The following is a 12,745-nucleotide window of genomic DNA, read 5'->3' as shown; positions in this document are numbered from 1 at the left end:
CACACAGCTTGTCGAAGGCTATGTGGTGCGATGGACGTCTTCAGCTCTTTGCCTTGCTCACGGACTCCGTCGCACATCAGCGTAAGCAAGACAAGGATAAACCGCACTGTATCGGGCCGGCATGACGCCAACCCGCGGTAACCCGAAGTGAATGGTATCAGTTTGATGACAAGTTTTCGCACGTGGGGGCACCGTGCCGTAGCCGATGGGCTACCCCTCCCCCGTGGATAGACCTAAAACGCCCACATTCTGCCGAAACCCCTGCGAGTGTACTTGGTCACACGCCATGATTTGCCCACCTTGACGGGGGTAACTACGGGCATCGACACTGTCACCTCACGACACGAAAAAGCCACCCTACTGGGGCAACCAGTAAAGGTGGCAGTGCATATAGTCAGCGGACGCCTCACATGCTAGGAGACGTATGTCACGTTGGATGTCACCACGCCCCAGACCTCTGTGCCGAGCGTAACCGCCAGCGCACAGATGACGGTGACGAAGAGCGCCATAGTGTCATAGAACTCCAGGTCCTTGATGAGCAAAAGGACCATGATAAGAATGACGACCTTGAGCAGCCAGCCGCCCAAGACAACAGCCATAGTCGTCGATGGCGTTGTGCGTGCGGTCAGGAGCACTGAAGCCGCCGTAAACAGAACGAAGCCTCCGCCAATGGCTGCGCCAACGAGCACACCCAGCAGACCAGGCGTTCCGCGGACACCGCCCCAGATGGCGAGGGAGGCGATAGTCACCACGACCAGGCCCATCGCGCCAAGGCGCAAAGCACGCTTGAGTGGGCGGCGGTGATCGTCATAAGGCGACAGCTCTTCAGGAGTCGTTGATTCAGTCACAGCCCCATACCCTACCTCAGGAGGGATCAGATTCTAGCACCACACTGGTGGGTCGCGGCGCGCGGCCAATCTTGCCCTGGCGCAGCGGGATAAGCGTGACGCCGAAGGCTACGACGAGTGCGAGGACGGCAAGAACCACTGCGACAGGCGCCGGCACGATGGAGAAAGACACGGCACCAAAGGCTACTGCAGAGACCCATAAGTACAACACGAGCACCGTTCGTCGATGCGTGTGACCCAAGGACAGGAGACGGTGGTGGATGTGGGCCTTGTCGGCCGCAAACGGCGATCGCCCCTGTGAGACGCGGCGAATAACCGCCCAGACAAGGTCCAGGACTGGAACGAAGACCGCGGCAATGACCACGATAACCGGGGACATGAGCGCAACCATGTCTACCGTGCCATAAAGCGACATGTTGATTTTGCCTGAAGCCGAGGTCGAGGCCGCCGCAAGCAACAATCCAATCAGCATCGCTCCACTATCACCCATAAAGATGCGCGAAGGTTCGAAATTATGAGGCAGGAAACCCGCACACATGCCCACAAGAGCAGCCGCAATAATCGCCGGCGGATACGCTGAGACAGCCCCGCCCTGGTCATGGAGCACCGTGAGGGAGAAAATAAGGATGGCGCCGCCAGCGATCATGCCCAGACCCGCAGCTAATCCATCGAGACCATCGACGAAATTGATGGCATTGATGAGCAACACCGTAAAGAAGGTTGTCAAGAGGGTGGACTGGACTTGGTCGAGGATCACGGTCGTCCCATCACCAAAAGGCAGGAAGAGTAGCGTCCATGTCAAGCCCAAACCGCTCATGAGTGCTGCTGAGACGAGCTGCCCGATGAGCTTGACAAGAGCGCTGAGCTCTATGAGATCATCCACCACGCCCACGAGAACAATCGCGGCCGCTGACCACAGCACCGCAGTCATTTCTGGCGTCACCGGCATAAAGCCGCGAGTCAAGGCTGGAAGCTGGCCGGCAAGGTACACCGCCGCGGCGAAACCGGTGAACATAGCCACGCCGCCCAACTGCGGGGTGGGCTGCGAGTGACTATCGCGCAGGCGAATCTCTGCCACACGGCCGGTACGCACAAGGAAGGTGCGCACCAACCCGGTAGAGAGATACGTAAATGCTGCTGCAACGAAAATGACCAAGGCCAATTCGCGCAGCGGCACGCCAGTTCCAGCCACGGTGAAGGGCTCCTTAGTTAGTAGCACTCGGGCGCGTGCGCAGGGACTCCGCGCTCACGCCGATGACCTCAGCGATTTCTTCGGCACTCAAAGCACCTTCACGCAACAGGTAAGGGTGTTCGCCGGATAGATCAATAATCGTCGAGGGTTTTCCTACCTCTGCTTCCCCACCATCCAAATACACGGTGACTGCCTTACCCAATTGCTGTTTGGCAGCAATGGCAGTTGTCGGAGGCTGGTGGCCGGAAATGTTTGCGGAGGACACGGCCATTGGTCCGACCTCGCGCAGCAATTCGATCGCGATGGGGTGAAGAGGCATGCGGAGCATCACCGTGCCCCGGGTATCCCCCAGATTCCATGGCAAGGACGGCGCCTGCGGGACTACGATGGACAAACCACCTGGCCAGAAGGCCTCAATGAGATTCTGTGCGGTGTCATCCAGGCGGGCCACCAATCCCTTGACGGTGTCCCACGAGCCCACGAGGACCGGCACCGGCATGTCGGGGCCACGGTGTTTAGTGGCAAGAAGGCTCGCCACGGCGTCGTTGTCAAAGGCATCGCAGCCCAGACCATAGAGGGTATCGGTAGGCATAACGACGAGGCGGCCGGATTTGGCGGCCTTGACCGCCAGGTCCATGCCTTCCTCGCGCTCAGCAGCATCCGCGCAGTTGAAAATCTGCCCCTGCATCGGTCTCTCCTTCATGCCGCGGTCGCGCGGCGTCGGCTAGTTGGCCAATCCTTGACCAATTTACTGTACTCCCCACACCGCCGTCACAAACCGCGCGGTCCCGGTGAGGTCTTGTAAGACGTCCACCTGCTCGAAGCCACCGTGGCTGAGCAGAGCATCCTGCACTTTTTCGGAGGTCTCATCGTCGTGCTCGATACCCACTCGTCCGCCCGGGCGAAGCAGCCGTGCAATCGTGGGGATCATAGCGGTGATTGTCTCCATCCCATCGGCTCCACCAAAGACGGCCTCGTGTGGGTCGTGGTAGACCTCTGGGTCTAGGAACGGATTTTCCGGGACGTAGGGTGGGTTCGTGAGCACCAGGTCCACGGTGCCGTCGAGTTCGGCGAGCACGTGAGAGTCCGTCACATCGCCCTTGACCAGGTGTACGTGACTGCTGGCGTCCCCTGCGGTGTTGCGGGCATTGCGCTGGGTATAGGCCAGGGCGGCGTCGGAAAGCTCCACGGCCCACACCTGCGCCTGCGGCACAAAGTGTGCAATGTAGAGAGCCAGCGCCCCCGACCCGGTGCAGAGATCCACGACGCACGGAGACTCCTGGCCCAGGATAGATTCCTTCAAGGCTCTAACTCCCCACTCGGCGAGCACCTCCGTCTCCGGTCGCGGGATGAACACGCCGGGGCCGACGTCGAGCTCGAGGGGGCCAAACCAGGCCGTGCCCAGGATGTGTTGGAGGGGCTCGCGTGCTTCTCGACGCCCCACCAACGCCCCAAAAGCCACGTCAAAGCCCGGCATCGGCTCGTGGCTTAGCGGGATGTCCATGTGGCCGCAGTGGATGAGATGGGCCGCAAGCACACGGGCATCCCACTCAGGTGAGGGGACCCCGGCAGCGCGAAGGCGCCCCGTGGCATCACGAAGCGCCTCCTGATAGGTGTGAAACATCACCGTAGTTTAGCCGTCCGCTTCGAGGCGCTCGGCGCGCTCTTGGGCCTGCAGGGCCTCGATGAGCTCCTGCATATCACCGTTGAGCACCGAGTCAAGGTTGTTGGCCTTGTAGCCAATGCGGTGGTCAGTAATACGGTTCTCCGGCCAGTTGTAGGTGCGGATGCGCTCCGAGCGGTCCATCGTGCGCACCTGGGAAGCGCGCTGCTCACCGGCCTCCGCCTCGCGGGCCTCGCGCTCCATCTGGTCCAGGCGGGCTTGCAGCACCTGCAGGGCACGCGCCTTGTTCTGGATCTGGGAACGCTCCTTCTGACAGGTCACCACCAGGCCGGTCGGCAAGTGAGTAATACGCACCGCGGAGTCGGTGGTGTTCACACCCTGGCCGCCCTTACCAGAGGAACGGTAGACGTCAACGCGGATGTCCTTGTCATCGATGTTGACGGCTTCCACTTCTTCTGGTTCCGGGTAAACCAACACACCGGCAGCCGAGGTCTGGATGCGTCCCTGGGATTCTGTCACCGGAACGCGCTGCACGCGGTGCACTCCGCCCTCGAACTTGAACACGCTCCACGCGCCGTCGCGGGATGGGGTCTTGGACTTGAAGGAGATGGACATGTCCTTGACACCGCCGAGATCGGACTCGTTGAGGCCCAAAACCTCCCACTGGAAGCCAGCCTTGTCCGCAAAACGCTCGTACATGCGGGCCAAGTCTCCGGCAAAGAGAGCCGCCTCTTCGCCACCAGCGCCGGCCTTGATCTCCATGATGATGTCTTCGGAGTCCTGCTCATCGCGCGGGGCGAGCAGGTCAGCGAGCTTCTCCTCCAGCTCGACGACGAGCGGCTCGAGGCGGTCAACCTCGGGCTGGAACTCGTGGTCTTCGTAGGCCATCTCTTTGGCGTCGGCCAGATCCTGGCGAGCCTGGACCAGCTCATCATTCACAGCGACGATCGGGCGCAGCTCGGCATAACGCTTGGACAGCTTGCGGAACTGAGACTGATCACCGGCTACCTCCGGGTCAGCCATCTGCATTTCGATGCCCTGGTACTCGGAGACAATATCGTCAACGAGGGAAACCTGATTCGACATTACTTGTAGTCCTCCTCATCGGTATCTGCGGCCATGGGCGCAGAGGAGGCCACCTGCATGAGGAATTCGCCGTTGGAGCGGGTCTTCTTGAGCTGCTTGATGAGCAGGTCGATGGCGGCAAAGGAATCCAGGCCGGAAAGGATACGGCGCAGCTTGGTCATGATGCGCGCCTCTTCCGGAACCAACAGGAGCTCGTCCTTGCGGGTGCCGGACGGGTTAACGTCCACAGCCGGGAAGATGCGGCGCTCAGAGATGGCACGGTCGAGCTTGAGCTCGGCGTTACCGGTGCCCTTGAACTCCTCGAAGATGACGGTGTCACCAGTGGAGCCGGTCTCCACCATCGCGGTGGCGATAATCGTCAGCGAACCACCATTCTCGATGTTGCGGGCAGCACCGAGGAAACGCTTCGGCGGGTAGAGGGCATTGGAGTCCACACCACCGGAGAGGATGCGGCCGGATGCCGGGGAGGAATTGTTGTAGGCACGGCCAAGGCGGGTAATGGAGTCCAGCAGGACGACAACGTCCTTGCCCTGCTCCACTAGGCGCTTAGCGCGCTCAATGGCCAGCTCCGCCACGGAGGTGTGCTCTGACGGCGGGCGGTCGAAGGTGGAGGCGATAACCTCGCCCTTGACGCTGCGCTGCATGTCGGTGACCTCCTCAGGGCGCTCGTCAACGAGGACGACCATGAGGTAGCACTCCGGGTTGTTGGCAGCAATCGCATTAGCGATGTTCTGCAGGATGGTCGTCTTACCGGCCTTCGGCGGGGAGACGATGAGCGCGCGCTGGCCCTTACCAATCGGCATGATGAGGTCGATAACGCGGGTGGTGAGGATCTTTGGATCCGTCTCCAGGCGCAGGCGCTGGTTCGGGTAGAGCGGGGTGAGCTTGGAGAACTCCGGACGCTCCTTAGCGGTTGACGGCTCGAGGCCGTTAACCGTGTCGACCTGGACCAGCTGGTTGTACTTGCGGCGGTTGCGGCCGTTGCCGTGCGTGTGCGTCGGGCCAGACACCTTGACCTGGCCGGTCACGGCGTCGCCGGAGCGCAAGCCCAGGCGACGGACAAGGTTGTTGTTGACGAAGACATCGGAGCTTGCGGCACGGTAGCCCGTGGTGCGCAGGAAGGCCACGTTGTTGTCCACGACCTCGAGGATGCCGCCAACTGCCTGGACCTCATCGCCTTCACGAATCTGCAGGTCATTGCCACCATTGCCGCCGCCATCGCGGTCACGGCCGCGGCGGTTGCGGCGGTTGCGGCGGTTGCGACGTCCGCCGCCACCGTTGTTGTCGTCGTGGCGGTTGTGGTTATCACGGCGGTTGTTGCCACCACCGTTGTTCTGGCCGTTGTTGCGGCCGTGGTTGTCATCCGATGTGCCCTGGCCGCCGTCATTGTTGTTGCCGCCCTGGTTACCAGGGTTGTCATGACCAGACTCGGTGTCCCCAGAGTTGTCGCCGCCGGAGTTGTTGTACTGGCCACCGTTGTTCTGGCCACCGTTGTTCTGGCCACCGTTGTTCTCTTCGCGGGCCTCGCGCTCTTGGCGGCGGGCACGGTTGCGGCGAGCGCGGCGGGCCTGCGAACGCGACTCATAGCGCTGCTCGTCAGTGCCCCCGTCGTGCTTGGAATCGTTCTTGTCGCCCTTGTTCTCAGAACCCTGCTCAGAGTTTTTCTCTGAGCCGTGATCCTTGTCTGAGCCGTGACCCTTGACAGCCTGCTGGTCATCGGCGGAGCCTGCCGGGCGTGAGGCCTTGCGGGTAGCACGGCGCTGCTTAGTGTCCTTCTCCTCTGCCTTCGGGGCATCGGCCGGGGAGCCATCGGCAGCCTTCGCGGCCTTGGCAGCGCGCGGGGGAACATGGCCGGTGGTTAGGGCGGTAATGAGGTCCCCCTTGCGCAGTCCGGAGACACCGCGGAGCCCGCGCTCCGCAGCAAGCTTGCGCAGTTCCGGCAGCTTCAGGGATGCGAGATCCTGTGCTGCGGTCTTGTCCGTATCGCTCACGGATATCCTTTCGTCGCTTCACCAACGGGCGCCATCATGACTGGGCCGCACCGTGTGCGGGACAGCCCACGTGGGGCGTTGGAAGCCAATGTGTAATTAATCTGGTCCACCGCCGCCAGCGAGTTCACGCGACCGCGATCCCCGTGGGCGGTGGGTATGTGTGGCTCTCCCTGTAAAGAAGCCCCCGCGGCGCGGAAAAGATTACACAGCCGTGGGTCACTGATGGGAGATGTTTTAAGAGGCGACTGCGAGCGTATCTCTACTCCCCTTCACCGCCGCGCGCCAACACCGCGTGCGTACCGTGGAGGATGCTCGGAAGGTGCGGGGAAGGCCTCCCCGCCAGTCGCAAGCAACTATACCGCATCCATCGACCGCGATCACACTGACACGGCTAAAGTAGTGGCCATGCTCTCCACAATGCAGGATATCCCCCTGTCCCTGACCCGCATCCTGGAGTACGGTTCCTCCGTTCACAGCCAGACCCAAGTCATCACCTGGCACAGTGCCGATCCGGGCAATGAGAGGGAGGAAACCACCTTCGCGGATATCGGCGCGCGCGCCGCAGCCTTCGCTCATGCGTTGCATGACACATTGGGCGTCACCGGGGATGAACGCGTGGGAACCCTCATGTGGAACTGTGCAGAACACCTCGAGGTTCTCTTCGGCACTGCGTGCAAGGGCGCGGTATTTACCCCGCTCAACAAGCAGCTGATGAATGACCAAATCCGGCACATCGTCAATCACGCAGAAGTCCAGGTCATTGTCGCCGATGGCCGCTTGGGGCAGCAGCTGGCGAACGTCCTCAAGGGCGTGGAGTGCGTGCGTGCAGTGGTGTTCACGGACGTCGATAAGCTCACGGCCCCTATGCCGGAGGGCGTGGAGGTCTACAGCTACGAGGAGCTGCTCGATGGCCGCTCGACGGTCTATGACTGGCCCGTGCTGGATGAGCACACGGCCGCCGCTCTGTGTTATTCCACGGGCACCACCGGCGCGCCGAAGGGCGTGCTTTATTCGCACCGCGCGCTGTATCTCGAGGGTATGCAGCTGCGCTCTTCCGATTCGCTGTGCGTCACGCACGGTGAGACTTTCCTGTGTTGCATTCCCATCTACCACGTACTGAGCTGGGGTGTTCCTTTTGCGGCGTGGATGACGGGTACGCCGCTGGTGCTTCCCGACGCCGACGTGTCCCCCGCCACCCTGGCCAAAGTCATTGCCGCCACATCCCCACGCGTGGCACATGGCGTTCCCACCATTTGGATTCAGCTCTTCGTCCACTACCTCAAGCACCCACCGGAGCGCATGACGCTCACGGAAATTTTCGCGGGCGGCTCCCCCGTCCCGCCGCAGCTCATCAAAATGTGGGAGGAACGCTACGGCGTGGATGTCGTGCACGTCTGGGGAATGGCGGAAACCACCACTGTCGGTACCGTTGCGCGCCCGCCCTCAGGCGCCTCGGGTGAAGCGCGCTGGGCCTACCGCGTCTCCCAAGGACGCTTCCCCGCCTCACTGCAGTACCGCGTGGTCAACGATGGTCACGTGGTCAACACCACCGACCTCAACGCCGGCGAGATTCAGGTGCGTGGAAACCTCGTGACCGGCTCCTACTACCACTCGCCCACCTCGGAAGACGGAGGGGCCGCTCACGAGTTCCGCGGCAAAGATGTCGAGGATGCCGAATCTAAATTTACCGCCGATGGCTGGCTGCGCACGGGCGACGTCGGCTTCGTCAACGAGGAGGGCTTCCTCACCGTGGAAGACCGCGCTCGCGATGTCATCCGCTCCGGTGGCGAGTGGATTTACTCGGTGCAGCTAGAAAACCTCATCATGAGTAACCCGGACGTGCTTGAGTGCGCCGTCATTGGATACCCCGATAAGCAGTGGGTCGAGCGTCCCCTCGCCGTGACCGTGCTGGCAGCAGGTATTTCCCCCACCATCGAGACTGCCGAGCGCCTGCGCGACGGCATGCGCTCGGAGCTGCCCTCGTGGATGCTGCCGGAGTACTGGACTTTCGTAAAGACCATCGACAAGACCTCCGTGGGTAAGTTCGACAAGAAGGACCTGCGTGCCCACTTGGCCGAGGGCGAGTACAACATCATCCGGTTGAAGGGCCCAGGCGAGTCCCAGCGCCTCGACGCCGCAGATTAACCCCCACTCTATTAATTCGGATTTCTTCGGGTTAAACTATCGAGCAATGTCCGATTCCATCTCCCTACCACTGCCCCGTGTCCCGGGTTCTGCCGATCATCCCGCCGATCTCCCGCAACCCGGCGCACATGGTGAACGCGCACTCCTGGACCGGTACGGCCGGCAAGCTCGAGATCTGCGCGTCTCTCTCACGGATCGCTGCAATCTGCGCTGCACGTATTGCATGCCGGCGGACGGCGTGGAGTGGATGCCCACCGCGCAGACGTTGAGTGATGAGGAAACGATCCGCCTTATCCGCTTGGGCGTGGAAAGGCTCGGTATACGCCAGGTGCGCTTCACCGGTGGTGAGCCGCTCCTACGCAACTCCCTAGAAGAGATCATCGCCGCCACCAAGGATGTACGCACCGACGAAGGTGTGGCGCCCTCCACAGCGCTAACCACCAACGGCTTGGGCTTGGACAAGCGGCTTCCTGGACTACAGCGCGCCGGGCTGGACCGCGTCAATATCTCCCTCGACACCCTCGACCGCGAGCTGTATGCCCGCTTGACCCGGCGCGATCGCCTTCCCGATGTGCTGCGGTCTATCGATGCGGCCCTCGACGCTGGGATGGATCCAGTGAAGATCAACGCGGTCATTATGCCTGGAATCAATGAGTCTGCCATCGTTCCCCTGGCTCGTTTCTGCCTGGAACGTGGCGCCCAGCTGCGCTTTATTGAACAGATGCCGTTAGGCCCGCGGGAGGAGTGGAACCGCTCCCACATGGTGACGGCTGATGATATCCTCGCTCGCCTGCGTGAGGGATTAGAGCTGCGCCCTGCCGAGGAGCCCCGCGGCTCCGCACCCGCTGCCCTGTGGGAGGTTAAGGCTCACGATGGCTCCCTGCCACCGGGGCGCATTGGCGTTATTGCCTCGGTCACTCGTCCCTTCTGCGGACACTGCGACCGCACGCGCTTGACCACTGATGGCGCGGTGCGCAACTGCTTGTTCGGCAATTCAGAGACCTCTCTGCGCGATCTGATGCGCGAAGGCGCCAGCGATGATGAGCTTGCCGCCGCATGGGCCGGTGAGATGTGGCGCAAGCTGCCCGGCCACGGTGTGAATGACGAGGGGTTCCTCCAGCCCGATCGCCCGATGTCCGCCATCGGCGGCTAGATTGGGTGCAATGACAACGACTGGGCAGACAACGAGCATCGAAGACTATTTCGCACGCCTTCAGGCTCTCATCCGTCCCGTGCCGGTCGAGACCGTCCCAGTGCAGGCAGGCCGCGTCCTGGCAGAGGCTGCCACGGCACACAGTGCAGTGCCACCGCAGGATAATTCCGCCATGGATGGCTTCCTGACCCCGCCCCTCGATGCGCCCTGCTCGCTGCAGGTCATCGGCGATGTCCCCGCCGGCGCTCCCCCGCTCAGCCCTGCTCCCGGTACGGCCGTGCGCATTATGACGGGCGCTGCGGTGCCCGAGGGTTTTAAGGGCCTCATCATCCCGGTGGAGGATACCAACGTCGCCCCTGGGCCCGGCCCCGTGCCGGAGACCGTCACCATCCACCGTCTGCCATCCCGTGACCACATTCGCCGCCGTGGCTCCCACATCGCGCCGGGAGAGGAGGTGGCATCTGCTGCCACGCTTATCGACGCCCCACTGCTCGCCACTCTCCTTTCCTCCGGCATCAACACGGCTAAGCTGCGCCGCATCCCGCGCATCGCCGTCATTGCCACGGGTGAGGAACTGGTCAGCGGCCATCTGCCCGATTCCAATGGCCCGATGCTTGAGGCACTCGTGACCGCCACGGGCCCCGCGAGTATCACCCGCCTGCGCTGCGGCGATGACCCCGCGGAGCTGCGCCGCGTTCTCGACTCTGTGGTGCAGGCAGAAGGCGGCTGCGACCTCATCGTCACCACCGGCGGTGTTTCCGCCGGTGCCTTCGACGTGGTGCACGCTGTGCTGAGCCAGCAGGCAGACTGCGCCTGGTTTGGTCACGTTGAACAACGCCCCGGCGCGCCGCAGGGTCACGCGTTGTGGGCGGGTGTGCCCGTCGTGTGCTTGCCGGGTAACCCTGTGGCGGCCTTTGTGTCCGCGCATCTCTATCTCACCCCGTTGCTGCGCTCCTTGCGGGGCCTGCCGCGCCCGGCAGGCCCGCTGGACCGGCCGGCACTTCGCGCCGTGGCGGGTGCCGACTTCCCAGGCGCGCGGTATCCGTTCATCCAGCCCTGCCTGATCGAATTCGACGGCACGGTGACTGCTACCCCGCCGCCGGGCCCGCGGATGCGCAGCCATCACGTCGGCGCACTGCCCGGCACGCGAGGCTTCGCGCTCATTACTGAGCCCCGTGCCGCCGGTGACGAGCTCACCGTTTATCCGTACTGACTCTCTACTGCTCAAAGGAACCTGACACTATGAAATTCACTCACCTCAATGACTCCGGCTCTGCCTACATGGTGGACGTCACCGAGAAGAACCCCACCGTGCGCAGCGCCACGGCCCAGGGCGAGGTGGCCTGCTCCCCGGAGATTCTCACCGCTCTGCGCGATGGCACAGTCCCCAAGGGCGATGTCCTCGCCGTGGCCCGCGTGGCGGGCATCGCTGCCGCCAAGAAGGTGCCGGATCTGCTGCCGCTGGCCCACACAATTGGCGTGCATGGCTGCGCGGTGGACATTGAGTTGCGCGAGGACCACGTCTTCATCGAGGCCACGGTCCGCACGGCGGATCGAACAGGCGTTGAAATGGAGGCGCTCACCGCCGTCAACGTCGCAGCTCTGGCCCTCATTGACATGGTCAAGGGCGTCGATCGCTCCGCCTATATCCGTCGTTGCGGAATCACCGCGAAATCCGGCGGGCGCTCCGGAGAGTGGTCTCGCGAGCTGCCCGGCGCGGAGAGCTAGCCAATGCTCGGCGTCATCATCCTGGCGGGCGGGCGCGGCACGCGCATGGGGGGTGCCGATAAGGCTAGCGTCACTCTGGGTGGCGAGAGGCTCATTGATCGTCTTCTTCGCCAGCTGCCCTACGGCGTCCCCGCCTCAGTAGTCTCGCCCTACCACCTGGGTATGCCGCAGGTGTGTGAAAGCCCCCTTTTCGGCGGACCGGTGGCGGGCATAGCCGCAGGCCATGCTGCACTGAATGGAGGTGGCTTGACTACCACAGCGATCCTGGCTGTTGACGCCCCCGATTCCCCACAGATGCTTCCTGTGCTTGAACGCACTCTCGTCTGCTCCGGGGCCGATGTAGCCGTAGCAACCCTTGAGGGGCGCATCCAGCCGCTCTGCGCGCTGTGGCGCACCGCAGCGCTAGCGCATGCGCTTAGCGAATTAGGAGATCCACGCAACCAGCCTGTCATGCGGCTGCTGCGCCAAGCCCGCACAGTAGTGCACGTCCAGGGCGATGATTCTGTGCGGGACATCGATACCGTCGATGAGCTGCACGAGCGCAGGAAAGCCCGGCAGACTACTCGACGATAATCTGGCCGTGCTGGCCCTTCTCCGCATTCGTCATGATGTGGTTGACAAAGGAGTAGGTTCCCGGCTCGTTGAAGGTCATCTCCACAAAACCACCCTGGGCCGGTAAGAGATCTACCGCCTGGGATCCAGACTCTTCTGCCCCCTTGATGAGGTAGCTGCCTTCCTTGTAGACGGTGTCAAAGATTTCGCCCACGACGTGAAAACTCAGCGGCAGGTCAGGACCTAGGTTCACCAGCCAGATGCGCACCGTATCGCCCACCTTCGCGTGCAGCGGGGCGAGGCTGACCGGGTTCGGTTTTTAGTACCGGTCGGGCGGGTATCGGGTACTGGGTGTGCGTGTATCGGGTACCGGGGGTAGTTGGGTTGGCAGTCTGTGGTTGACGGCCCTGCGCAGTGTGTACGCGC

11 protein-coding genes and 1 pseudogene are annotated in these 12,745 nt (G+C 62.7%); 5 read left to right on the top strand and 7 right to left on the bottom strand.

Annotation, left to right across the window (positions count from 1 at the left end):
• Nucleotides 1-413: 413 nt before the first annotated feature.
• Genes M5J09_RS12650 through rho form a run of 6 tightly spaced genes read right to left on the bottom strand, consistent with a single transcriptional unit; the run spans nt 414 to nt 6,741 of the window.
• Entirely contained in the window at nt 414-848 is a 435-nt protein-coding gene (locus tag M5J09_RS12650) for a hypothetical protein (RefSeq protein ID WP_239180713.1), read from the bottom strand.
• Nucleotides 849-864: 16 nt separating this feature from the next.
• On the bottom strand, nt 865-2,040 hold the full coding sequence (locus tag M5J09_RS12645; RefSeq protein ID WP_239180711.1) for an MraY family glycosyltransferase: 1,176 nt from the start codon (nt 2,038-2,040) through the stop codon (nt 865-867).
• Nucleotides 2,041-2,053: 13 nt separating this feature from the next.
• Nucleotides 2,054-2,728, bottom strand: coding sequence for an L-threonylcarbamoyladenylate synthase (locus M5J09_RS12640; RefSeq protein ID WP_257158110.1), 675 nt, complete (start codon nt 2,726-2,728; stop codon nt 2,054-2,056).
• Between the two features lie 60 nt (nt 2,729-2,788).
• Nucleotides 2,789-3,664, bottom strand: coding sequence for a peptide chain release factor N(5)-glutamine methyltransferase (gene prmC / locus M5J09_RS12635; protein WP_257158109.1), 876 nt, complete (start codon nt 3,662-3,664; stop codon nt 2,789-2,791).
• A 9-nt stretch (nt 3,665-3,673) separates the two neighbouring features.
• Nucleotides 3,674-4,750 (bottom strand): peptide chain release factor 1, encoded by a 1,077-nt coding sequence (prfA, locus tag M5J09_RS12630; RefSeq protein WP_042530460.1) that lies wholly within the window; start codon nt 4,748-4,750, stop codon nt 3,674-3,676.
• Complete coding sequence (rho, locus tag M5J09_RS12625) at nt 4,750-6,741, bottom strand: transcription termination factor Rho (RefSeq protein ID WP_257158108.1); 1,992 nt, start codon at nt 6,739-6,741, stop codon at nt 4,750-4,752. Before rho ends, prfA begins: the two co-directional genes overlap by 1 nt.
• Before the next feature lie 405 nt (nt 6,742-7,146).
• On the opposite strand from rho, the gene M5J09_RS12620 reads away from it, so the two are divergent.
• Genes M5J09_RS12620 through M5J09_RS12600 form a run of 5 tightly spaced genes read left to right on the top strand, consistent with a single transcriptional unit; the run spans nt 7,147 to nt 12,340 of the window.
• Nucleotides 7,147-8,886: a long-chain fatty-acid--CoA ligase gene (locus M5J09_RS12620; RefSeq protein ID WP_257158107.1), complete on the top strand. Its 1,740-nt coding sequence runs from the start codon at nt 7,147-7,149 to the stop codon at nt 8,884-8,886.
• 46 nt (nt 8,887-8,932) lie between these two features.
• Nucleotides 8,933-10,039 carry a GTP 3',8-cyclase MoaA gene (gene moaA, locus M5J09_RS12615; protein WP_257158106.1) on the top strand — a complete coding sequence of 369 codons (1,107 nt, stop codon included), beginning with the start codon at nt 8,933-8,935 and terminating at the stop codon, nt 10,037-10,039.
• Nucleotides 10,040-10,049: 10 nt separating this feature from the next.
• The gene (locus tag M5J09_RS12610; RefSeq protein ID WP_257158105.1) at nt 10,050-11,252 is read left to right on the top strand and encodes a molybdopterin molybdotransferase MoeA; all 1,203 of its coding nucleotides are present in this window, start codon (nt 10,050-10,052) and stop codon (nt 11,250-11,252) included.
• 29 nt (nt 11,253-11,281) lie between these two features.
• Complete coding sequence (moaC, locus tag M5J09_RS12605; protein ID WP_042530450.1) at nt 11,282-11,767, top strand: cyclic pyranopterin monophosphate synthase MoaC; 486 nt, start codon at nt 11,282-11,284, stop codon at nt 11,765-11,767.
• Nucleotides 11,768-11,770: 3 nt separating this feature from the next.
• Nucleotides 11,771-12,340, top strand: coding sequence for a molybdenum cofactor guanylyltransferase (locus M5J09_RS12600; RefSeq protein ID WP_070537100.1), 570 nt, complete (start codon nt 11,771-11,773; stop codon nt 12,338-12,340).
• Here M5J09_RS12600 and M5J09_RS12595 read toward each other — a convergent pair.
• Nucleotides 12,327-12,614, bottom strand: a pseudogene (locus tag M5J09_RS12595) (hypothetical protein); the annotation flags it as partial. The gene M5J09_RS12600 and the pseudogene M5J09_RS12595 sit on opposite strands and share 14 nt — an antisense overlap.
• Nucleotides 12,615-12,745: the final 131 nt, after the last annotated feature.

The organism is Corynebacterium sp. BF-R-2, from assembly GCF_024586525.1.
Lineage (GTDB): Bacteria > Actinomycetota > Actinomycetes > Mycobacteriales > Mycobacteriaceae > Corynebacterium > Corynebacterium singulare.
Note: the sequence above shows the minus strand (reverse complement) of the source record. Positions and strands in the feature narration are given on the sequence as shown.